The following is a 26,368-nucleotide window of genomic DNA, read 5'->3' on the forward strand; positions in this document are numbered from 1 at the left end:
ATGCACTTCAGCGAACTGATGGCTGCTCTTTCCACCCGTGCAATCCGACTCCAGCGTGAAGACCAGGACCTGATCGTCCTCGGTGACGAAGAAACCCTGGACGACCCTTTGTGGGAGGCGCTGTCACGGCACAAGCCGGCCTTGCTGGAGATGCTTGCCCAACAGGATGACGACTGGCTCAGCCCGGCCTTTCGCATCACCCCCGACATGCTGCCGCTGGTAGCGCTGGACCAGGCCGCCATCGACCGCATCGTCGACAGCGTACCGGGCGGTGCAGCCAATGTTCAGGATATCTACCCGCTGGCGCCGTTGCAGCAGGGCATGCTCTACCATCATCTGTCCGCCACCGACGGTGACCCTTACCTGTCGCAGGTGCAACTTCGCTTTGCCAGCAAGGCCCACCTGGAGGCCTTTGCCCAGGCACTGCAATGGGTCATCCAGCGCCACGACATCCTGCGTACCGCTCTGCACTGGGAATACCTGGATACCCCCGTACAAGTGGTCTGGCGTGAAGCGGCACTGGTGCGCGAGGCCCTGCCGCTGACCGGCAGCAGCGCACTGGCCGGCCTGTGCCAGCGCTTCGACCCGCGCCACTACCGCCTCGACCTGCGTCAGGCCCCACTGATGCAACTGATGCACGCTCAGGGCGAGGGCGATGAGTGGGTTGCGCTGTTGATGTTCCACCACGTGATCATGGACCACACCGCGCTGGACATCGTGCGCCGCGAGATCCAGGCACACCTTGCCGGCACAGCGGCGCAGCTGCCGGCACCCATGCCGTTTCGCAACGTGCTGGCGGCAGCCCGCCAGGCCCTCGACGAACAGGCCCATGAGCGTTTCTTCGAAGAGATGCTGGCCGATATCGATGAGCCCACGCTTGCCTTCGGCCAGCAGGGCAAGGTCGAGCAACCCCTGCAGCAGGCACGCCTGACCCTGGCGCCGGCGCTCAGCCAGCGTTTGCGCAACCAGGCCCGGCAACTCGGGGTCAGCCCGGCCAGTGTGCTGCACCTGGGCTTCGCCCGGCTGGTCGGGCAGCTCTCGGCGCGCCAGGCCGTGGTGTTCGGCAGCGTGCTGCTAGGGCGCATGACCACCGGTGACGGCGGTGAGCAGGCGCTGGGCATGTTCATCAATACCTTGCCGCTGCGCATCGACCTGGGTCAGCACAGTGTGCGCGACGGGCTGCTGGCCACCCATCGCCGGCTCAGCGCCTTGCTCGGCCACGAGCAGGCATCGCTGGCCCTGGCCCAGCGATGCAGCGGCGTTGCAGCGCCGGCGCCGCTGTTCAACAGCATGCTCAACTACCGCCACAGTGACGCCGGGGATGCCGCCGACATCATCCCGGTGGCCCCCGGCATCGATATCGTCGGCGCCGAAGAGCGTACCGATTACCCGCTCACCGTCAGCGTCGACGACCTCGGTGACGACCTGCGCCTGACCGTGCAATGCCTGCCCGAATGGCAAGCACCGCGCTTGTGCGCGCAATTCGAACAGGTGTTGGACAGCCTGGTGAATGCCCTGGAGCAGGCACCCACCACGCCGTTGCAGGCGCTGGCAGTGCTGCCAGTGGTCGAGCGCCAGCAGGTGCTGCAGCAGTTCAACGACAGTGCCCGGCATTTCCCGCAAGGCCAAACCGTGCATGCGCTGTTCGAGGCCCAGGCCGCTCGCGCACCTGACATGCTGGCAGTGCAGCAGGGTGGCCAGGCGCTGAGCTATGGCGAGCTGAATCGCCAGGCGAACCAACTGGCCCATCAATTGCGCGCACGGGGCGTGCAGCTGGGTGACCGGGTTGCCCTGTGCCTGCCGCGTAACGCCCGGCGGCTGGTTGGCCTGCTGGGTGTGCTCAAGGCCGGTGCCGCCTATGTACCGGTTGACCCAGGTTACCCGGCCGAACGCATTGCCTACCTGCTCAATGACTGCGCGCCGACGCTGCTGCTGGCGGAAACCGCCATCGACAGCTTGCCAGACGGCATCCCGCGACTGGACCTGGACCAGGCCGCTGCCTACGCCGCGGATGACAGCAACCCGCAGGTACCCGGGCTGGATGCGCAACAACTGGCCTACCTGGTGTACACCTCCGGGTCCACCGGGCAGCCCAAAGGCGTAATGGTCGAACACCACACCTTGGCCAACCTGGTGCACTGGCACTGCCAGGCCTTTGCCGTGGGCAGTGCCACGCATGCCTCCAGTGTTGCCGGTTTCGGTTTCGACGCCATGGCCTGGGAGGTGTGGCCCAGCCTCAGCGCCGGGGGCACCTTGCACCTGCCGCCGGCGCACATCGGTAATGAACATGTCGACGAGCTGCTCGACTGGTGGCTGCAACAGCCGCTGACGGTGAGCTTCCTGCCCACCCCGGTGGCCGAGCAGGCGCTGCGCCGTGAACATCAGCACCCGACGTTGCGCACCTTGCTGGTCGGTGGCGACCGCTTGCGCCAGTTCGACCGCGACCCAGGCTTCGCTCTGATCAACAACTACGGGCCGACCGAAACCACGGTAGTGGCCACCTCGGGGCCAATCACCCCCGGCGGTGCCCTGCATATCGGCCGGCCGATTGCCAATACCCGGGTCTACGTGCTGGACGAAGGCCTGCAACCCGTTCCGGTCGGGGTGACCGGGGAGCTGTACATCGGCGGGGCGCAGGTGGCGCGGGGCTACTTCAACCGCCCGGCGCTGACCGATGAACGCTTCCTGCCCGACCCGTTCAGCACCCAGGCCAACGCCCGCATGTACCGCAGCGGTGACCTGGTGCGCTGGAACAGCGATGGTACCCTCGATTACCTGGGGCGCAACGATGACCAGGTGAAGATCCGTGGCGTGCGGGTGGAGCTGGGTGAAATCGAAGCCACCCTCACGTCGCAACCCGGCATCGACGCTGCCGTGGTGCTGGTGCGCGGCGAACGCTTGCTGGCCTGGTACACCGAAACCACGCCGCTTGACCCACAGGCCCTGCGCGAGGCGCTACAGGCCAGCCTGCCTGCGCACATGCTGCCGCAGGCGTTCACCCGCCTGGGCGAACTGCCGCTGACCAGCCACGGCAAGCTCGACCGCCGCGCGCTACCGGACCCGGCCACCGGCGAACTGTTCGGCCAGCACTACGAGGCACCGCAAGGCGCTACCGAAACCGCCATGGCGCAGGTGTGGGCCGAGGTGCTGGGTGTCGAGCGGGTAGGGCGGCATGACAACTTCTTCGAACTCGGCGGCCATTCACTGCTGGCCGTGACCCTGGTCGAACGCCTGCGCAAGGCAGGGCTGGTGATCGATGTGCGGGTGCTGTTTGCCCAGCCGACCCTGGTGGCGCTGGCCGCTGTGGTGGGGGCGGGCCAGGAAGTCGAAGTACCGGCCAACCGCGTGCCGCTGGGTGTTGAGCACATCACCCCGGGCATGCTCAGCCTGGTGCAGCTGGACCAGGCGGCCATCGACCAGGTTGTCGCCAGCGTGCCGGGCGGTGCCGCCAACGTGCAGGAAATCTACCCGCTGGCACCGTTGCAACAAGGGGTGCTGTACCACCACCTGAGCGCCGAACAGGGCGACCCGTACCTGCTGCAGACCCGCCTGGCCTTCGACAGCGTCGAGCGCTTGCTGGCCTGGGCCGGGGCCTTGCAACAGGTGATCGACCGTCACGATATCCTGCGCACGGCCGTGCACTGGCAGGGTCTGACGCAGCCGCTGCAAGTGGTGTGGCGCCAGGCAGCACTGTGCGTCTGCGAAGTCGACGACTTGCCCGAACAGGCCGGTGTGGCACGCATCGATCAGCTGCACGCGCGCTTCGACGCTCGCCACCACCGTATCGACCTGGGCCAGGCGCCGCTGACCCGGTTGTATTACAGCCTCGACCCGACCAACCAGCAGGTGGTAGCGGTGTTGCTGTTCCATCACCTTACCCTCGACCATACCGCCATGGACGTGGTCGCCCGCGAGATGCGCGCGCTGCTGTTCGGCCAGGGGCACACCCTGCCGCCCGCCGTGCCGTACCGCAACTATGTGGCCCAGGCCTGCCTGGGAGATCAGGGTGGGCATGAAGCGTTCTTCCGCGACATGCTGGCTGACGTCGATGAGCCAACCTTGCCGCTGGGCCATGCCGACGTGCAAGGCGATGGCCGTGATATCCAGAGTGCAACGCAAGCGCTGGACGACCCGCTGGCCCGGCGTTTGCGCGGCCAGGCCCGGCAACTGGGCGTCAGTGCCGCCAGCCTGATGCACCTGGCCTGGGCACGGGTGCTCGGTGTGCTGGCCAACCGCAACGACGTGGTATTCGGCACCGTACTGATGGGCCGCCTGCAAGGTGGCGAGGGTGCCGATCGGGCCCTGGGCATGTTCATCAATACCTTGCCGCTGCGGGTCGACACCACTGCGCAGGTGCACGCCGCCGTACGCGCGGCACATCGCGGCCTGTCGGCGCTGCTGGCCCACGAACACGCGCCGCTGGCCCTGGCCCAGCGCTGCAGCGGCGTGCCTGCTTCAGCACCGCTGTTCAGCGCCTTGCTCAATTATCGGCACAGCGCCGACGATGCGCCGCGCGAAGGCGAGGGCATCTGGGAGGGCGTGCGCCTGCTGGGCGGCGAAGAGCGCAGCAACTACCCACTGACCCTTAGCGTCAACGACCTGGGTAGCGGTTTTACCTTTAGCGTGCTGGCCGTACCCGGCATCGGTGCCGCACGGGTGGCAGGGTGGATGGCCAACGCCGTCGCGCAACTGGTCCAGGCGCTGGAACAAAGCCCGGCCACTACGCTGGACAGCCTGCCGATCCTTGATGAAACGGCCCATCAGCAGCTGTTCGGCAGCTTCAACGCCACCGCGCAAGCCTACCCGCAGGGGCACACGGTGCACGCCTTGTTTGAAACCCAGGCAGCCACTACACCGGATGTCAGCGCGGTCAGCCAGGGTGAGCAGGCGCTCAGCTATGGCGAGCTGAACCGGCGCGCCAACCAGCTGGCGCACCGCCTGATCGCCGATGGCGTGCAGCGTGGTGACCGCGTTGCGCTGTGCCTGGGCCGCCACTGTGAACGCATCGTCGGCCTGCTGGCCGTGCTCAAGGCCGGTGCGGCCTACGTACCGGTAGACCCGGCGTACCCGGCCGAGCGCATTGCCTACCTGCTGGCCGACAGTGCCCCGCGGCTGGTCTTGGCAGACAGGCACATCACCGGGCTGCCGGCCGCTGTCCCGCGGCTCGACCTCAATTCGACAGAAGCCTTCCACAGCCGCACCGACAACCCACAGGTTGCCGGCCTGGATGCCCACCAGTTGGCCTATCTGGTGTACACCTCCGGCTCCACTGGCCAGCCCAAAGGCGTAATGGTCGAACACCATACCCTGGCCAATCTGGTGCACTGGCATTGCCAGGCCTTTGCCCTTAAGGCCGGCGTACGTACCTCCAGCGTGGCCGGCTTCGGCTTCGACGCCATGGCCTGGGAGGTATGGCCGGCCTTGTGTGCCGGGGCCACGCTGCACCTGCCGCCCACGCACATTGGCAACGAGCATGTCGAGGAACTGCTGGACTGGTGGCTGGCACAGCCATTGGCGGTCAGCTTCCTGCCCACGCCGGTTGCCGAGCAGGCATTGCGTCGCCCACGGCAGCACCCCACCTTGCACACCTTGCTGGTGGGGGGCGACCGCCTGCGCCAGTTCGACCGCGACCCGGGCTTTGCCCTGGTCAACAACTACGGCCCGACCGAAACCACGGTGGTGGCCACCTCGGGCGTATTGCACCCGGGCGCGGCGCTGCACATCGGCAAACCCATCGCCAACACCCGCGTGTATGTGCTGGATGAGCGCCGTCAGCCGGTGCCGGTGGGGGTTACCGGCGAGCTGTACATTGGCGGCGCGCAGGTAGCGCGTGGCTACTTCAATCGCCCCGAACTGACGCAAGAGCGTTTTCTGACCGACCCGTTCAGCCGCCTACCGGGCGCGCGCATGTACCGCAGTGGCGACCTGGTACGCTGGAACGCCGACGGCACGCTGGATTACCTGGGCCGCAACGACGACCAGGTGAAGGTCCGCGGTGTGCGCGTGGAACTGGGCGAGATCGAGGCGGCGCTGGCGGCCCAGGCCGGCATCGGCGATGCCGTGGTGCTGGTACGCGGTGAGCGCCTGCTGGCCTGGTTCACCGCAACCGCACCCGTGGCGGTCGAAGGCCTGCGCCAAGCGCTGCAAGCCTGCCTGCCGGCGCATATGTTGCCGCAAGCGTTGATCCGCCTGGATGAACTGCCGCTTACCAGCCATGGCAAGCTCGACCGCCGCGCGCTGCCCGAGCCGGACACCACCGATCTGGTTGGGCACGGCTATGAAGCCCCTGTGGGCGAGACAGAAGCTGCCATGGCGGCAGCCTGGGCCGACGTACTGGGTGTCGACCGGGTAGGGCGCCACGATAACTTCTTCGAACTGGGCGGCCACTCGCTGCTGGCAGTCAGCCTGATCGAGCGCTTGCGCCAACAAGGCCTGCCAACGGATGTTCGCGTGCTGTTCGGCCAGCCGACGGTAGCCTCCCTGGCTGCTGCCATGGGGCAAGGCCGGCAGGTGGCCGTGCCGGAAAACCGTATTCCGAGCGCTTGCACACGGATAACCGCTGACATGCTGCCACTGCTGGCACTGGATCAAGCGTCGGTCGATCGCATTGTCGCAAGCGTACCTGGCGGTGCCGCCAATGTGCAGGACATCTACCCGTTGGCGCCGTTGCAGGAGGGAATTCTCTACCATCACCTGAGCGCTACCGGGGCAGACCCCTACCTGCTGCAATGGCCCGTCGTCTTCGACAGCCAGGCACGCCTGCAAGCCTTTGCCGGCGCGCTGGACAAGGTCATTGCCCGCCACGATGTGCTGCGCACCGCCATCCTCTGGGACGGCTTGGCGCAACCCGTCCAGGTGGTCTTGCGAACAGTCCCTGCGGTTGCCACAGGCTCGTGTGGGAGCGGGTTCACCCGCGAAGAATCCACTGCCGTCCTCGACCTGAGCCAAGCCCCCTTGATTCGCCTGCGCTACAGCGAATCGGGCGGCCCCATCGAAGCCACCCTGCAGTTCCACCACATCGTCCTCGACCACACCGCCATGAAAGTGGTGCTGGCCGAAATCCGCGACCACCTGCACGGCCTGCAGCCCACTCAGGCGCCGGTGCCATACCGCAACTATGTCGCCCAGGCCCGCCTGGCCATCAGCGATGCGGAACACGAAGCGTTCTTCCGCGCGCAACTCGGCGACATCGACGAAGCGACCTTGCCCTATGGCCTCTGCGACCTGCAGGGCCAGGCCAGCCAGTTCGAACTGGCCAGTGTGATGTTGCCGCACGCCCAGTACCAATGCCTGCATCGTCAGGCCCGGCAACTGGGCGTAAGCACCGCAAGCCTGCTGCACCTGGCCTGGGCACGCCTGGTGGCGGCCACCAGCGGCAAGTCCAGCGTGGTGTTCGGCACCGTCCTGCTGGGGCGCCTGCAAGGTGGCGCCGGTGCCGACCGGGGCCTGGGCATGTTCATCAACACCCTGCCACTGCGCCTGGACCTGCAAGGGCTGGATGTACGTGCAGCGGTGCGCCAGGCCCATCAACGGCTGGCGGCGCTGCTGGTGCATGAGCACGCCTCGCTGGCATTGGCCCAGCGTTGCAGCGGCGTAGCCTCGCCGGCACCGCTGTTCAGCGCCATGCTCAACTATCGCCATGGCGCCACGGCCAGCGAGCAGCAGGCGCGTGAGCAAGCCCTGGAGGGCATCGAGGTGTTGCCCCCGCGCGGGCATGGCAGTTACCCGATCAGCGTCAACGTCGATGAGCTGGGCGACGGGCTGCGCATCAGCGCGCAGGTCACGGCGCAGGTGGGGGCCCAGCGCCTGTGCGAGCAATTGCAGCAGGTGCTGGTCGGCTTGCTGGACGCACTCGAACACCAGCCCGGTTTGCCGGTGCAGCAACTTTTGGTGCTGACCCAGGCCGAGCGCCAACAGCTGCTGACGCAGCCTGCACCCCAGCCCCATGACCTTGAGCAGCCACTGCACCGCCTGTTCGAGGCGCAGGTGCGTCGTGCACCCGATGCCATCGCACTGGTGGCCGAAGAGGGGCAACTGAGTTACCGCCAGCTTGACGAACAGGCCAACCGCCTGGCGCACCACCTGATCGGCCTTGGTGCCGGCCCCGATGAAAGGGTGGCGATTTGCATCGAGCGTGGGCTGAACATGGTGATCGGCCTGCTGGCCATCCTCAAGGCCGGTGCTGCCTACGTACCGGTCGACCCCGGCTACCCGGCCGAGCGCATCCGCCACATGCTGGCCGACAGCGCACCGCTGGCCGTGCTGGTGCATGGCGCCACCCGTGAAGCAGCCGCAGCCGCCCGGCTGCCACGGGTCGACCTGGACCAACCTTGCTGGCAGCAGCAACCGATCAGCAACCCGCGTATTGCCGGGCTTGACGCCAGGCACCTGGCCTATCTGATCTATACCTCCGGCTCTACCGGCGTGCCCAAGGGTGTGATGGTCGAGCACCGCAACGTGGTCAACCTGGTGCACTGGAGCCGGCGCCTGTGTCCGACAGCGGGCGAGGGTGGCGTGCTGCACAAGACCCCGGTCAGTTTCGACGCTTCGGTCTGGGAGCTGTTCTGGCCGCTGTGCAGCGGTTTGCGCCTGGTGCTGGCCCGCCCGGACGGCCAGCGCGACCCGGCCTACCTGGCGCAACTGATCCAGGCGCAGCAGGTGGGGATGGTGCAGTTCGTGCCAGCCTTGCTGCAGCAGTTCATCGAGCAGCACGAGAGCAGCCACTGCAGCAGCCTGACCGACATCGTCTGTGGCGGTGGCGAGCTCAGCAGCGTCCTGGCGGCCCAGGTGCGCAAGCGTTTGCCGCAGGTACGCCTGCATAACGTCTACGGCCCCACCGAGACCACGGTGGATTGCAGCGTATGGACGCTGCAACCCGATACCGCGCCGCCACAGGGCGCCTTGCCAATCGGTCGGGCTATCGACAATACCCGGCTGTACGTGCTCGACGGTGACGACCAGCTTGTACCGTGGGGCGTGGCCGGGCAGCTGCACATCGGTGGCGCGGGTGTGACCCGCGGCTACCTGGGCCTGCCGGAGCAGCAGGCCGACCGCTTCATTGCCAGCCCTTTCGTCACCGGTGAGCGCCTGTACCGCAGTGGCGACCTGGTGCGCCTGGACCGGGACGGCAACCTGATGTTCCTTGGCCGTACCGACCAGCAGATCAAACTGCGTGGCCTGCGTATCGAACCGGGTGAAATCGAAGCCAGCCTGAGCCGCGTGGCGGGGGTGCGCGAAGCTGTCGTGCTCGCGGTCGATGGCGCGCGGCTGGTCGCCTACTACACAGGTACCGCGCAGCCTGCGGACAACCTGCGCCAGGCAGTGCAAGCACAACTGCCGGACTACATGGTGCCGGCCCTGTACATTCACCTGGAGCAGTTGCCGCTGACCCCTAACGGCAAGCTCGACCGCAAGGCGCTGCCAGCAGCGGATGCGGCCCTGCACGGGCGCCCCTACGAAGCCCCCGTGGGCACCACCGAAACCTTGCTGGCCCGGCTGTGGAGCGACTTGCTGGGGGTTGAACAGATCGGTCGGCACGACAACTTCTTCGAGCTCGGTGGCCATTCCCTGCTGGCCGTAAGCCTGACCGCACGCTTGCGCCTGGAGGGCCTGCAGGTCGACGTACGCACCCTGTTCGGCCAGCCGACCATTGCGGCCCTGGCCACCACGCTGGGCGCCGACCAGCAGGTGGATGTCCCGGAAAACCGCATTCCGCCAAGGTGCACGCAGATCACCCCGCAGCTGCTTAGCCTGATCGACCTGGACCAGCCTGCCATCGACCGCATCGTTGCCCAAGTACCCGGCGGCGCCGCCAACGTGCAGGACATCTACCCGCTGGCGCCGCTGCAGGAAGGCATCCTCTATCACCACCTGAGCGCCGAGCACGACCCTTACGTACTGTATTCCAGGCTGCGCTTCGCCAGTCGCGAGCGCCTGCAGGCCTTCGCCAGTGCGCTGGACAAAGTCATCGCCCGCCATGACGTGCTGCGCACCGCCATCGTCTGGGAAGGCCTGCCGCAACCCGTCCAGGTTGTCCTGCGCAACGTCCCACCGCTTGCCACGGCCCCCTGTGGGAGCGGGTTCACTCGCGAAGAATCCACTGCCGCATTCAACCTGAGCCAGGCCCCGCTGATCCGCCTGCTCTACACCGACTCGGACGGCCCGATCGAAGCCACCCTGCAGTTCCACCACATCGTCCTCGACCACACCGCCCTTGAAGTGGTCGGCGAAGAGCTGACCGCCCACCTGCAAGGCGCCATGGCCCCAAGCCATGCCCCAGTGCCATACCGCAATTACGTGGCCCAGGCCCGTCTGGGCATCAGCCAGGCCGAACACGAGGCATTCTTCCGCGCGCAACTGGCCGATATCGACGAGCCGACCCTGCCGTTCGGCCTTGGTGACGTGCAAGGCGACGGCCGCGACATGCAGGAGGCCAAGTTGCCACTCTCGGCCGAGCTTGCAGCACGCCTGCGGCAACAGGCCCGGCAACTGGGCATCAGTGTTGCCAGCCTGTTCCACCTGGCCTGGGCGCGCTTGCTGGCGGCTGCCAGCGGCAGGCACAGCGTGGTGTTCGGCACCGTCCTGCTGGGCCGCCTGCAGGGCGGCGAGGGTGCCGAGCGCGCGCTGGGCATGTTCATCAACACCTTGCCCCTGCGCGTCGACCTGGCCGATATCGGCCTGCGCAGCGCCGCCCGGGCCGTGCACCAGCGGCTCAGCGCGCTGCTGGCCCACGAGCATGCCTCGCTGGCCCTGGCCCAGCGCTGCAGTGGCGTGGCCGCACCGTTGCCGCTGTTCAGCGCCATGCTCAACTACCGCCATGGTGCCGAGCCTGATGCCACCCAGCGCCAAGGCTGGGAAGGCATTGAAGTACTGGAAGGGCAGGAGCGTACCAACTACCCGTTGAGCCTGAACGTGGATGACCTGGGTGAAGGCTTCCGCCTGGTCGCCATGACCTCTGCCGCAGTTGGCGCGGCGCGCATCTGCGGGCAGATGGAGCAAGTGTTGCGAGGTATGGTGGAAGCCCTGGAGCACGAGCCGGAGCTGCCGTTGCAGTGCCTGCCCGTGTTGCAGGGCGAGGAGCGCCAGCGCGTGCTGGTGGCGTTCAACGACACGGCGGTTGACTACAACCTTGAGCAGACCCTGCACGGCATGATCGAAGCGCAGGTTGTGCGCACGCCGGATGCCGTGGCAGTGCGGGCCGAAGAGGGCGAGCTGACCTACCGGCAGCTCAACGCACAGGCCAACCGCCTGGCGCATCATTTAATCGGGTTGGGCGTTAAACCGGATGATCGGGTGGCGATCTGCGTCGAACGCGGGCTGTCGATGGTGGTTGGCCTGCTGGCCATCCTCAAGGCCGGTGGCGCTTATGTGCCGGTCGACCCGGATTACCCGGCAGAGCGTGTACGGCACATGCTGAGCGACAGCGCGCCGGTGGCGGTGCTGGTGCATGCGGCTACGCGGCATGTGCCGGAAGCCGGCGTGCTGGTTGATCTGGACCAGCCGGTGTGGGGCGATCTGCCTGGCAGGAATACGCTTGTGGCGGGGCTGACCCCGCGGCATCTGGCCTACGTGATCTACACCTCAGGCTCGACCGGCCTGCCCAAAGGCGTGATGAACGAGCATGCCGGGGTGGTCAACCGCTTGCTGTGGATGCAGGACGCCTACGGCCTGGATGCCGATGACGTGGTGCTGCAAAAGACCCCGTTCAGCTTCGACGTGTCGGTCTGGGAATTCCTCTGGCCATTGCAGACCGGCGCCAGGCTGGTCATGGCTCGCCCAGGCGGGCACCGTGACCCCGAGTACCTGCGTGAAGTGATTGCCCGAGAAAACGTCACCACCCTGCATTTCGTGCCCTCGATGCTGGATGTGTTCCTGTCCTCCGGCCCCACCACGATCACTGTGGGAGCGGGCGCGCCCGCGAAGAATCCAACACGGTGTATGGCACCGGCTTCGCCGGTGTTCGCGGCGGTTCGACGCCTCGACGCGCCCGCTCCCACAAGGCCGGCGCATGCCCCGAACAATGCACCGATCCCACGATTGGTCCGCGTGATCTGCTCGGGCGAGGCGTTGCCGGGGAATCTGGTACGGCGCTTCCACGACCAACTGCCAACCGCCGAACTGCACAACCTCTACGGCCCAACCGAAGCCGCCGTCGACGTCAGCGCCTGGCACTGCACCAGCGCCTCCGACAACACTCCCATCGGCAAACCCATCGCCAACACCACCCTGTACATCCTCGACGACCAGCAACAACCGGTCCCGCAGGGCGTTGCCGGCGAGCTGTACATCGGCGGCGTGCAGGTCGCCCGCGGCTACCTGAACCGCGCCGAGCTCACTGCCGAGCGTTTCATCGACGACCCGTTCGTACCCGGCGCACGCCTGTACCGCACCGGCGATCTGGCCCGCCACCTGGCCGACGGCAACATCGAGTACCTCGGTCGCAACGACGACCAGGTCAAGCTCCGTGGCCTGCGCATCGAACTGGGCGAGATCCAGGCCGGCCTCACTGCCATCGACGGTATCAAGGAGGCCGTCGTGCTCGCCCACGACCAGCGGCTGATCGCGTATTACACCGGCCAAGCGCTAACCATCGACACCCTACGCACGTCGCTGCTCGCGCATCTGCCGGAATTCATGGTCCCGGCGCAGTTCATGCACCTCGAAGCGCTGCCACTGAGCCCCAACGGCAAGCTCGACCGCAAGGCGCTGCCAGAACCCGGTGTGCTGCAGGACCGCCCGTTCGAAGCCCCGCAAGGCGCTACCGAACGCCTGCTCGCAGCCATCTGGACGGAACTGCTGGGCGTGGAGCGGATAGGGCGCCACGACAACTTCTTCGAACTGGGCGGCCATTCACTGCTGGCCGTCACCCTCACTGCACGCCTGCGTGAACAAGGCTTGCATGCCGATATCCGCGTGCTGTTCGGCCAACCGACCCTGGCCGCGCTGGCGGCAGCACTGGGCGCTGAAACCCGGGTGGCGGTGCCGGCCAACCGCATTGTCCCAGGCACCTCATACATCACCCCGGCCATGCTACCGCTGGCCGAGCTTTCGCAGGCTGCCATCGACACCCTGGTCGCGCAGGTGCCCGGCGGTACCGAGAACATCCAGGACATCTACGGCCTGGCGCCGCTGCAACAGGGCATTCTTTACCACCACCTGGCCAGCGAGGGCGCCGACCCATACGTGTTGCAGGCGCGCTTTGCCTTCCCTGGCCAGGCCGAGCTGGACGCCTTTGCCGCCGCGCTCGACCAGGTTATTGCCCGCCACGACATCCTGCGCACCAGCATCCACTGGCAAACCCTTGACGAACCGGTGCAAGTGGTCTGGCGCAATACGCCATCGGTCGCTACCGCTTTGGGCTGCGAACAGACCCGCACCGCCATCAACCTGAACCAGGCACCGTTAGTGCGGCTGCTGCCCGAACAGACCGGCAGTGGCCTGCAAGCCACATTGCTGATCCACCACATCATCCTTGACCACGCCGCGGTTGAGCAGCTGGTGGCCGAAATCACCACCGTGCTGCAAGACCAACCGCTCGTCGAGGCCAGCGTGCCTTACCGCAACTACGTGGCCCAGGCCCGCCTGGGCGCCGACACCCAGGCCGACGAAGCACTGTTCCGCGAACTGCTGGGGGACATTGACGAACCCACTGTCGTCTTCGGCCTGCACGATGTGCAAGGCGATGCCGGCGAGGTGTACGACAGCCGTAGGGCGCTGGATGGCGCACTGTCTGTACGCTTGCGCGAGCAGGCCCGGCATCTGGGCGTGAGTGTTGCCAGCCTGGTGCACCAGGCCTGGGCGCAGGTACTGGCGCAGCTGTCCGGGCGCGAAGAGGTGGTGTTCGGTACGGTATTGCTGGGTCGCCTGCAGGGCGGCGAGGGTGCCGAGCGGGCGTTGGGGATGTTCATCAACACCTTGCCATTGCGCGTAAGCGTCAGTGCGGCAGCGGCCGCCGATGGCGTACGCCTGACCCACCAGCGCCTGGCGCGGCTGCTGGCCCACGAACAGGCATCGCTGGCCCTGGCCCAGCGTTGCAGCGGCGTACCGGCTACCCAGGCGCTGTTCACCAGCCTGCTCAACTACCGCCACAGCGCCCCGGCCAAGGTAGAACTGCGCCACGCCTGGCAAGGCATCGAACAGGTGGCCGCCCATGAGCGCAGCAACTACCCGCTGGTGGTCAATGTCGACGACCTGGGTGATGGTTTTGTCCTGACCGTGCAGGCGCTGGCACAGGTGGACGGCGGCCAGGTGTGCCGCCTGCTCGCGACGGCCCTGGAACAACTGGCCGATGCGCTGCAACGGGCACCGGCCACGCCGTTGCATGCACTGAGCCAACTGGCGCCCACCGAGCGCGAAAGGGTGCTGCAAGGCTTCAATGCCACCCGCCGGGATTACCCGCGGGACCATGCACTGCACCAGCTGTTCGGTACCCATGCTGCCCTTACGCCGCAGGCGACTGCCGTGGTGCATGGCCAGCACCAGTGGACCTACCAGCAACTGGAGCAGCATGCCAACCGCTTGGCGCACCACCTGCTGGGCCTGGGCGTGTGCCCCGGTGACCGGGTTGCGCTGCTGTTGCCGCGCAGCTTCGATTTGCTGGCTGCGCAATTGGCCGTCAGCAAATGCGCGGCAGTGTTCGTACCGCTGGATAGCAATGCCCCGGCCGAACGCCAGGCATTCATGATCAACGACAGCCAGGCGCGGGTACTGCTGACACACGCCAACCAGGCGCAAACAGGCCAGGCCCTGCGGGTAGAGCTGGACCGCTGCGACCTGGCCGCCAGCCCAAGCCACGCGCCGGGCCTTGCGGTGAATGCCGAAAGCGCGGCCTACATCATGTACACCTCGGGCTCCACCGGCACCCCGAAAGGCGTGCAGGTGCCGCACCGGGCGATCGTGCGCCTGGTGATCAACAACGGTTTCGCCGAGTTCACCCATGAGGACCGCGTGGCCTTCGCCTCCAACCCGGCATTTGACGCCAGTACCCTCGAGGTATGGGCGCCCCTGCTCAATGGCGCCCGCGTGGTGGTCATCGACCAGCAGCAGGTGTTGGCCCGCGAGGCCTTGCGTGACGAGTTGCTGGAGCGGGGCGTGAGCGTGCTGTGGCTGACCGCAGGCCTGTTCCACCAGTTTGCCGAAGCCTTGCTGCCAGCCTTCGCCAAACTGCGCTACCTGATGGTGGGCGGTGATGTGCTGGACCCTGCGGTGATCGCCCAGGTATTGCGCGACGGCGCGCCCCAGCACTTGCTTAATGGCTACGGCCCGACCGAGGCCACTACCTTCAGCACCACTCATGCAATAACCAGCGTCGGCCAGGGCAGCATCCCGATTGGCAAACCGATCGGCAATGGCCGTTGCTATGTGCTCGATGCCCACCGGCAACCGCTGCCGGTAGGCGCCGTTGGTGAGCTGTACATCGGTGGCGATGGCGTGGCCCTGGGTTACCTTGGCCAGCCCGCACTCAGCGCCGAACGCTTCCTCGACGACCCGTTCAGCCGCCAGCCAGGGGCACGCATGTACCGCAGCGGTGACCTGGTCAGTTGGCAGGCCGACGGCACGCTGCGTTACCTGGGCCGTGCCGACCAGCAGGTCAAGCTGCGCGGCTTCCGTATCGAGCTGGGGGAAATCGAGGCGTGCCTCGGCCAGTGCGACGGCATTCGCGACAGCGCCGTGGTGCTGCGTGAAGACACCCCGGGCGACACACGCCTGGTGGCCTATTTCAGCGCACACACGGCGGCGCCGGTAGTGGCCGAACTGCACGCCCGACTGCAGGGCCAACTGCCGGACTACATGCTGCCGGCTGCCTATGTGTGCCTGGCCGAGCTGCCATTGACCGCCAACGGCAAGCTCGACCGCCGCGCACTGCCGCAACCGGGCGGCGATGCGCTGGTCAGCCGTGCCTTCGAGGCGCCGCAAGGTGAAGTGGAGGTTGCCCTGGCCGCTATCTGGGCAGAGGTCCTGAAGGTTGAGCAGGTCGGGCGCCACGACCACTTCTTCGAACTGGGCGGCCACTCGCTGCTGGCCGTGACCCTGGTCGAGCACATGCGCAAGGCCGGCCTGGGTGCCGACGTGCGTGTGCTGTTCGCCCAACCGACGTTGGCGGCACTGGCCGCGGCAGTCGGTACTGGCCGTGAGGTACAGGTCCCGGCCAACCGGGTGCCTGTAGATGCCCAGGTTATCACCCCGGACATGCTCAGCCTGATCGAACTGGACCAGGCCAGCATCGACCGTATTGTTGCCTGCGTGCCGGGTGGCGCGGCGAACGTGCAGGAAATCTACCCGCTGGCACCGCTGCAGGAAGGCATCCTTTACCACCACCTCAGTGCAGAGCAGGGCGACCCCTACCTGTTGCAGTCGCGCCTGGCGTTCGACAGCCTGGCCGACCTGCAGCGCTGGGCCGGTGCCTTGCAGCAGGTGATCGACCGCCATGACATCCTGCGCACCGCCGTGGTCAGCGAAGGCCTCGAGCAAGCGGTACAAGTGGTGTGGCGCAAGGCGTGCATGAGCGTCACCGCGGTCGAGGGGCTTGGCGACGTGGCTGTGATCGATGCGTTGCAGGCACGTTTCGACGCCCGCCACCAGCGCCTGGACCTGGCCTGCGCACCGCTGCTGCGCCTGGTGCATGCGGCCGACCCGGCCAACCAGCGGGTGGTGGCGATCCTGCAGTTCCACCACCTGGCCCTGGACCATACCGCCATGGAGGTGATCGCCGGCGAAATGCAGGCGCTGATGGCGGGGCAGGGCGAGCAGTTGCCCGCGCCGGTGCCGTACCGCACCTACGTGGCCCAGGCGCGCCTGACGGCTGACGATGCCGGCCATGAAGCGTTCTTCCGCGAGATGCTGGGCGACCTCGACGAACCGACCCTGCCGTTCGGCCTGGCCGATGTGCAAGGCGAAGGGCATGCCATCGAAGAGGCACACCTGGCCCTGAGTGCCACGCTGGCCCGCAGCCTGCGCGATCAGGCCCGGCAACTGGGCGTCAGTGCCGCCAGCCTGGCGCACCTGGCCTGGGCGCGGGTGCTGGGCGTGCTGGCCAATCGCAGCGACGTGGTATTCGGCACGGTGCTGATGGGCCGCCTGCAAGGCGGTGAAGGGGCGGACCGGGCGCTGGGCGTGTTCATCAATACCTTGCCCCTGCGCATCGACCTGTCGACGCCGGTTCAGCAGGCAGTGCGCCTGACCCACCGACGGCTGTCGGCGCTGCTGGCCCACGAGCATGCCTCGCTGGCCCTGGCCCAACGCTGCAGCGGCGTGGCGGCGTCCTCGCCGCTGTTCAGCGCCTTGTTCAACTACCGCCACAGCAGTGCTGGCGGCACCGCTGTCGGCGCCCAAGGCGTACGCCTGCTGGGCGGGGAGGAACGCAGTAACTATCCGCTTACCCTGAGCGTCGATGACCTGGGCGAAGGCTTTGCCTTGAGCGTACTGGCCCAGCAAGGCGTGGGCGCCGAACGTGTGGCAGGCTGGATGAACCAGGCGCTCCAGGCGTTGGCCCAGGCACTGGAGCAGGCAGCAGATGTGGCGGTCAGCACGCTGCCGATCCTTGGCCAGGCCGCACGCCAGCAATTGCTGGAAACCTTCAATGCCACCCAGCGTAGCTACCCGACCGGGCAGACCGTGCACGCTCTGGTCGAAACCCAGGCGGCGCGTATGCCGCAGGCCGCTGCCCTGGTACAGGCTGGCCGGGTGCTGAGCTACGGCGAGCTGAACCGCAGCGCCAACCGCCTGGCCCACTATCTGATTGCACGGGGCGTGCAGGTGGGTGACCGCGTCGCACTGTGCCTGCCGCGCAGCCTGGAACGCCAGGTTGCCCTGCTGGCGGTGCTCAAGGCCGGTGCGGCCTATGTGCCGATCGACCCGGCCTACCCGGCGCAGCGCATCGCCTATCTGCTGGACGACAGCGCATCCGCGCTAGTGCTGGTCGAGTCTGCAACGCAGGCGCTGGTCGGCGAAACCGCCCGTGTGGTGCTGGACCAGGATGCCTGGCAAGGCGCAGCCGACAGCAACCCGCAGGTACCTGGGCTGGGCCATCGGCAACTGGCCTACGTGGTCTACACCTCCGGCTCGACCGGCCAGCCCAAAGGGGTAATGGTCGAGCATGCGACCCTGGCCAACCTGGTGCACTGGCACTGCGAGGCCTTTGCGGTCGGCGCAGGCAGCCATACCAGCAGCGTGGCCGGGTTCGGCTTCGACGCGCTGGCCTGGGAAGTCTGGCCGGCGCTGTGTGCCGGGGCGGTGCTGCATTTGCCACCGCTGCAGGTTGCCGGTGAACACGTCGACGAACTGCTGGACTGGTGGCTGGAGCAACCGCTGGCGGTCAGCTTCCTGCCGACCCCCGTCGCCGAGCAGGCACTGCGCCGGGAACGCCAGCACCCGACCTTGCGCACGCTGCTGGTCGGTGGTGACCGCCTGCGCCAGTTCGAGCACGACCCAGGCTTTGACGTGGTCAACAACTATGGGCCCACCGAAACAACCGTAGTGGCCAGCTCCGGGCGCCTGACCTCAGGCGGCCTGCTGCACATCGGCAAGCCGATCGCCAACACCCGCGTGTACGTGCTCGACGAGCAGCGCCAGCCGGTGCCGGTGGGCGCGACAGGCGAACTGTACATCGGCGGTGCCGGCGTGGCCCGCGGCTACCTGAAGCGTGACGCACTGAGCGCAGAGCGCTTCCTGGCCGACCCGTTCAGCACCGAGGCCGATGCGCGGATGTACCGCAGCGGCGACCTGGTGCGCTGGAATGCCGATGGCACCCTGGACTACCTGGGCCGCAACGACGATCAGGTGAAGATCCGCGGCGTACGTGTAGAGCTGGGCGAGATCGAAAGCGTGTTGGCTGCCCAGCCAGGCGTTGCCGATGCCGTGGTGCTGGTGCGTGGCGAGCGCCTGCTGGCTTGGTTCACCGAACGCGAGCCGGTCGCGCCGGACGCCTTGCGCCAGGCCATGCAGGCACGTTTGCCTGTGCACCTGGTACCGCTGGCGTTCACCCCCCTGGATGGGTTGCCGCTGACCCGCCACGGCAAGCTTGACCGCAAGGCCTTGCCAGACCCAGACCCGGCCCAGCTGGCCAGGCAGGCTTACCAGGCACCACAAGGCGCAGTCGAAACCGCACTGGCGTTGGTGTGGGCCGACATGTTGCAGGTCGAGCGCGTGGGCCGTCACGACAACTTCTTCGAACTGGGCGGCCACTCGCTGCTGGCGGTCAACCTGACTGCACGCCTGCGCCGGCAAGGCTTGCAGGTGGATGTGCGCACGCTGTTCGGCCAACCGAGCATCGCCGCGCTGGCCGCCACCCTGGGCCAGGTGCGCGAGGTGCAGGTACCCGACAACCTGATCCCCGCTGGCTGTAACCAGATCACCCCCGCCATGCTGCCGCTGGTGGCGCTGGAACAGGCCGCCATCGAGCGCATCGCCGCCCAGGTGCCGGGTGGTGCTGCCAATGTGCAGGACATCTACCCACTGGCGCCGTTGCAAGAGGGCATTCTCTATCACCACCTGAGTGCGGCCGGGCACGATCCCTATGTCCTGCAATCGCGCTTCGCCTTCGCCAGCCGCGAGCACCTGGCCCGTTTCGCCGCAGCACTGGACAAAGTCGTCGCCCGCCACGACGTGCTGCGCACCGCCATCCTCTGGGAAGGCCTGCCACAACCCGTGCAGGTGGTCCTGCGCAACGTCCCTCCGCTTGCCACGGCCCCCTGTGGGAGCGGGTTCACCCGCGAAGAATCCACCGCCGCATTCAACCTGAGCCAGGCCCCGCTGATCCGCCTGCTCCACACCGACTCGGACGGCCCGATCGAAGCCACCCTGCAGTTCCACCACATCGTCCTCGACCACACCGCCATGGAAGTGGTCGCCGAGGAACTGATCGGCTACCTGCAGGGCAGCACCGAACCGGCCCATGCCCCGGTGCCTTACCGTAACTACGTGGCCCAGGCCCGCCTGGGCATCAGCCAGGACGAGCACGAGGCGTTCTTCCGCGAGCAACTGGCCGATATCGACGAGCCGACCTTGCCGTTCGGCCTCAGCGATGTGCAAGGCAATGGCCGCGACATCGAAGAAGCGCAGCTGTGGCTGGATGAAGCCCTGGCGCAACGCCTGCGTGCGCAGGCGCGTCACCTGGGCATCAGCGTCGCCAGCCTGTTCCACCTGGCCTGGGCGCGCTTGCTGGGCGCCGCGAGCGGCCAGCCGCGGGTGGTGTTCGGTACGGTACTGCTGGGCCGCCTGCAGGGCGGCGAGGGTGCCGAGCGCGCGCTGGGCATGTTCATCAACACCCTGCCACTGCGCATCGAACTTGCCGGCGTCAGCCTGCGCGAAGGTGCCCATGCCACCCACCAGTCGCTCAGTGCGCTGCTGGCCCACGAGCATGCCTCGCTGGCCCTGGCCCAGCGCTGCAGCGGTGTGACGGCGCCGCAGCCATTGTTCAGCGCGATGCTCAACTACCGCCACAGCAGCCAGGCCACCGCCAGCCAGAAACAGGCGACTGCGGGTATCAACAGCCTGGAAAGCCAGGAACGCAGCAACTACCCGCTGGGCCTGAACGTGGACGACACCGGGCAGGGCTTCCGGCTGGTAGCCATGACACCGCTCGAAGTGGGGGCGGCGCGCATCTGCGGGCAGATGGACCAGGTGTTGCGAGGCATGGTCGAGGCCCTGGAGCACGAGCCGGAGCTACCGGTGCAGCGCCTGCCCGTGTTGCCGGCCGAGGAGCGCCAGCGCGTGTTGCACGATTACAACGACACGGCGGTTGACTACAACCTTGAGCAGACCCTGCACGGTATGATCGAAGCGCAGGTCATGCGCACGCCGGATGCCGTGGCAGTGCGGGCCGAAGAGGGCGAGCTGAGTTACCGCCAGCTCAACGAACAGGCCAACCGCCTGGCGCATCATCTGATTGCGCTGGGGGTTAAACCCGATGATCGGGTGGCGATCTGCGTCGAACGCGGGCTGTCGATGGTGGTTGGCCTGCTGGCCATTCTCAAGGCCGGTGGCGCTTATGTGCCGGTCGACCCGGATTACCCGGCAGAGCGCGTACGGCACATGCTGAGCGACAGCGCGCCAGTCGCGGTGCTGGTGCATGCGGCTACCCGGCATGTACCGGAAGCCGGCCTGCTGATTGATCTGGACCAGCCGGCCTGGGGCGATCTGCCTGGCAGCAATCCGCTTGTGGCGGGGCTAACCCCGCGGCATCTGGCCTACGTGATCTACACCTCAGGCTCGACCGGCCTGCCGAAAGGCGTGATGAACGAGCATGCCGGGGTGGTCAACCGCTTGCTGTGGATGCAGGACGCGTACGGCCTGGATGCCGATGACGTGGTGCTGCAAAAGACCCCGTTCAGCTTCGACGTGTCGGTGTGGGAGTTCCTCTGGCCATTGCAGACCGGCGCACGGCTGGTCATGGCGCGCCCAGGCGGGCACCGCGACCCCGAGTACCTGCGCGAGGTGATTGCCCGCGAGCACATCACCACCCTGCATTTCGTGCCCTCGATGCTGGATGTGTTCCTGTCATCTGACCCCACAGGGACGGCATACACCTCAGAAAATGTACCGTTTGCGAAAATGGTCCGCGTGATCTGTTCGGGCGAAGCATTGCCGGGCAATCTGGTACGGCGCTTCCACGACCAACTGCCAACCGCCGAACTGCACAACCTCTACGGCCCAACCGAAGCCGCCGTCGACGTCAGCGCCTGGCACTGCACCAGCGCCTCCGACAACACTCCCATCGGCAAACCCATCGCCAACACCACCCTGTACATCCTCGACGACCAGCAACAACCGGTCCCGCAGGGCGTTGCCGGCGAGCTGTACATCGGCGGCGTGCAGGTCGCCCGCGGCTACCTGAACCGCGCCGAGCTCACTGCCGAGCGTTTCATCGACGACCCGTTCGTACCCGGCGCACGCCTGTACCGCACCGGCGATCTGGCCCGCCACCTGGCCGACGGCAACATCGAGTACCTCGGTCGCAACGACGACCAGGTCAAGCTCCGTGGCCTGCGCATCGAACTGGGCGAGATCCAGGCCGGCCTCACTGCCATCGACGGTATCAAGGAGGCCGTCGTGCTCGCCCACGACCAGCGGCTGATCGCGTATTACACCGGCCAAGCGCTAACCATCGACACCCTACGCACGTCGCTGCTCGCGCATCTGCCGGAATTCATGGTCCCGGCGCAGTTCATGCACCTCGAAGCGCTGCCGCTGAGCCCCAACGGCAAGCTCGACCGCAAGGCCTTGCCGGAACCCGGTGCCATCGAGGAGCGCCCTTATGCAACCCCCGAAGGCGAAACCGAAACCCTGCTGGCTGCACTGTGGTGCGAGCTACTGGGCGTGGAGCGGGTAGGGCGCCACGATAACTTCTTCGAACTGGGCGGCCACTCGCTGCTGGCAGTGACACTGACGTCGCGGCTGCGCGAGCAAGGCCTGGAGGCCGATGTGCGCGCCCTGTTCGACCAACCGACCCTGGCCGGCTACGCAGCCATCACAGACAGCATGGAGATCGTCCTGTGAGCATCAACCAATTATTGGCAACACTGACCGCCCACAATGTGCAACTGGTACTCAAGGATGGCCAGCTGGTGGTCCAGGGCAACCGCCAGGCACTGACCGACACCACCCTGGTGGCGCAATTGCGCGCGCATAAACCCACCCTGGTCGGCATGATCGAGCGTGGCGAATACGTGGCGGTGAAGCAGGGCGCGGTGCAGGTGCCGGGCAACCTGATCCCGCCAGGCTGCACGCACATCACCCCGCACATGCTCAACCTGGTCACGCTGGACCAGGCCAGCCTGGACAGCATCGTCGGCGCAATCCCCGGCGGCGCGGCCAATGTGCAGGACATCTACCCACTGGCGCCCTTGCAGCAAGGCATGCTGTTCCACCACGCCAGTGCCACCGACCATGACCCTTATGTGATGCAGGCGCGCTTCGTGTTCGCCAGCAAAGCGCGCCTGCAGGCGTTCGCCGACGCTTTGCGCGGGGTAATCGCCCGCCACGACATCCTGCGCACCTCGGTGCACTGGCAGGGGCTGGAAGCGCCGGTGCAGGTGGTATGGCGCCAGGCCGAGCTGGCGGTACTGACCCTGCCTGCCGATGCCTCGGGGCGCGCCTGGCTCGACCTGACCCAGGCACCGCTGATGCGCCTGCTGCGCGAAGCGCCGCAGGCCGACGGCAGCCTCGCCGCCACCTTGCAGTTCCACCATATCGCCATGGACCACAGCGCGCTGGATGTGGTGCGCCACGAGCTGATTGCGTTCCTCAGTGGCGAGCAGGCGCAACTGGGCGCACCGGTGCCGTTTCGCAACTATGTGGCACAAGCGGTGCTGGGTATCAGCGAGGCCGGGCACGAAGCGTTCTTCCGCGACATGCTCGGCGATATCGACGAAGCCACCCTGGCCTACGGGCTGCGGGACGTACAGGGCGCCGGTGAGGCACACAACGAGCACCAACTCGAGCTGCCACCGGCCCTGTGCCAAGGGCTGCGTGGCCAGGCCCGCAGCCTTGGGGTGAGTGTTGCCAGCCTTTTTCACCTCGCTTGGGGGCGGGTGCTGGGCGGCCTGACCGGGCGTGAGCAGGTGGTATTCGGCACCGTGCTGATGGGCCGCCTGCTGGGCGCAGAAGCCACTGACCGGGCGCTGGGCATCTTCATCAACACCTTGCCACTGCGGGTGGACCTGGGCAGCGCCGACCTGGGCAGTGCCGTACGCGCCACCCATCAGCGCCTGAGCGCTCTGATGCGCCATGAACATGCGCCTCTGGCCCTGGCCCAGCGCTGCAGTGGCGTGGCTGCGCCGGCGCCGCTGTTCAATGCCTTGCTCAACTACCGCCACAGCGCACCGGGCAGTGCCCAACCACGTCGGGCCGCATTGGCCGGCATCGACATTGTCGAGTCGGCCGAGGCCACCAACTACCCGCTGACCTTGAGCGTGGACGACCTGGGCGAGGCCTTCCGCCTGACCCTGCTGGCCAGCGCCGAAGTGCCGGCCGAGCGGGTCTGCGCCTACCTGCAACAGGCCCTGCAAGGCCTGCTGCAAACCCCGCAAGTGGCCGTGAACCGGCTGGGCATGCTCCCCGCCGCTGAGCGCCAAGAACTGCTGGAAGGCTTCAACGCCTGCGCTGCCCCCTACGAGCAGCACCTCACCCTGCACCAGCGTTTCGAGCAGCAAGCCGCCAGCGCCCCAGAAGCCATTGCCGCGACCAGTGACGGCGCGCAGCTGAGCTATGCCGACCTCAACCGCCAGGCCAATGCCTTGGCCCATCACTTGATAGACCTTGGTGTGCGCCCGGACGACCGGGTTGCCGTGGTGGCCCGGCGCAGCCTGGAAACGCTGGTGGGCTTGCTGGCCGTGCTCAAGGCCGGCGCCGGCTATGTACCGGTGGACCCGGCGCACCCGGACGAGCGCGTTGGCTACCTGCTGGAAGACAGCAGCCCGGTGGTGGTGCTGACACAACAGGCGCTACGCCATCGCCTTGAGCATGTGGATGTACCCCTGCTGTTGCTGGATCAGCCGAGCTGGCCTGCCGTCGACGGCAACCCGACCGTTCAAGGGCTTGCCGCGAACCACCTGGCCTATGTGATCTACACCTCCGGTTCGACCGGCCAGCCCAAAGGCGTGATGGTCGAGCACCGCAGCGTCAGCAACCTGGTCGACTGGCACTGCCGTGCCTTCGACCTTTGCCAGGGCCGGCACACCTCGAGCCTGGCCGGCTTCGGCTTCGACGCAATGGCCTGGGAAGTGTGGCCGGCCTTGTGCGCCGGGGCCACGCTGCACCTGGCACCCGCCACCGAGGGCCACGACGACCTCGACGCCATGCTCGCCTGGTGGCAGGCACAGCCGCTGGACGTGAGCTTCCTGCCCACCCCGGTGGCTGAATATGCCTTCAACCACCAACTGGAACACCCGACCTTGCGCACCCTGCTGATTGGTGGCGATCGCCTGCGCCAGTTCAACCGCACCCAGCGCTTTGCCGTGGTCAACAACTACGGACCGACCGAAACCACCGTGGTGGCCAGCTCCGGGGCGTTGCAGGCGGGTGGTGTGCTGCATATCGGCAAGCCGGTGGACAACGCGCGGCTGTATGTACTCGATGCGCACCTGCAACCGGTACCGCTGGGCGTACCTGGCGAGCTTTACATCGGCGGTGCCGGGGTTGCCCGTGGCTACCTGAACCGCTCGCACCTGACTGCCGAACGCTTCCTCGATGACCCGTTCGTGGCGGCCGGGCGCATGTACCGTAGCGGTGACCTGGTGCGCTGGCTGGCCGATGGCACGCTCGACTACCTGGGCCGTAATGACGACCAGGTGAAGATCCGTGGCGTGCGTATCGAACTGGGCGAAATCGAAAACCGCCTGGCGACCCTGGCCGGTATCGACGAAGCGGTGGTGATCGCGCGTGAGGACCAGCCCGGGCAGCCGCAACTGGTGGCCTACTTCACGGCCAAGGCCGACGTTCAGCCACTTACCCCGGAAGGCCTGCGCACGCAGATGCAGGCGCATTTGCCGGCGTATATGGTGCCGGTAGCCTTTGTCGAGCTGCCGGCACTGCCACTCACGGCCAATGGCAAGCTCGACCGCCGGGCACTGCCAAGGCCTGGGCGTGCAGCACTGTTCGAGCAGGCCTTTGAGGCGCCGGAAGGCGAGTTGGAGCAAGCCCTCGCGCAGCTCTGGGCGGAACTGCTGCAGGTCGAGCGGGTAGGGCGCAGTGACGATTTCTTCACGTTGGGCGGCCACTCACTGCTGGCCATGCGCATGGTTTCGCAGGTGCGCCTGCGCCTGGGCGTGGAGCTGAGCCTGGCGCAGCTGTTTGCCAACCCGCAGCTCGCTGCCGTTGCCGAGCTGCTCGGCACTGCCGGGCGCAGCGCGCTGCCGGAGATTCTGCCGGTAGCGCACGAGCAGGCATTGCCGATGTCGTTCGCCCAGCAGCGGCTGTGGTTCCTGGCGCAGATGGAGGGCGGTAACCAGGCCTACAACGTGCCGTTGGCCCTGGGCCTGCGCGGGTCGCTGGATGCCGATGCGCTGGAGGGCGCGCTCCTGCGCATCATCGAGCGCCACCAGACCTTGCGCAGCCGCTTCATCCCGCGTGATGACAGTGCCGAGGTGGTGATTGCCGCCACCCCTGGCCTCGACTGGTTTCACTGTGAGGACATAACCGCCGAGGCCGTGCCGGGCCGCCTGCGCGATTTGGCTGCGGCACCGTTCGACCTGGCCCACGGGCCGCTGCTGCGGGCCAACCTGCTGCGCCTGGGTGCGCAACAGCATGTGCTGGCCCTGACCGTTCATCATATCGTCGCCGACGGCTGGTCGCTGGGCGTGCTGACCCACGAGCTGAGCGCCCAATACGCAGCCTTGTGCAACGGCAGTGATGACCCGTTGCCGGCGCTGGC

2 protein-coding genes (1 of these 2 only partly in view) are annotated in these 26,368 nt (G+C 67.1%); both read left to right on the top strand.

Annotation, left to right across the window (positions count from 1 at the left end):
* Complete coding sequence (locus P0Y58_16000; protein WEK28411.1) at positions 1–22,494, top strand: non-ribosomal peptide synthase/polyketide synthase; 22,494 nt, start codon at positions 1–3, stop codon at positions 22,492–22,494.
* Positions 22,491–26,368, top strand: the start of a protein-coding gene (locus tag P0Y58_16005) for an amino acid adenylation domain-containing protein (GenBank protein ID WEK28412.1). 7,561 nt of this gene lie beyond the right edge of the window; the window shows 3,878 of its 11,439 coding nt (coding positions 1–3,878); the start codon lies at positions 22,491–22,493; the stop codon falls past the right edge of the window. The genes P0Y58_16000 and P0Y58_16005 overlap by 4 nt, the downstream gene beginning before the upstream one ends.

Source organism: Candidatus Pseudomonas phytovorans (assembly GCA_029202525.1).
GTDB classification, from domain to species: Bacteria; Pseudomonadota; Gammaproteobacteria; order Pseudomonadales; family Pseudomonadaceae; genus Aquipseudomonas; species Aquipseudomonas phytovorans.

What these genes read in the sequence shown, in the direction of transcription:
- P0Y58_16000 (WEK28411.1), top strand. Translation starts at nt 1, where the DNA reads ATGCACTTCAGCGAACTGATGGCTGCTCTTTCCACCCGTGCAATCCGA.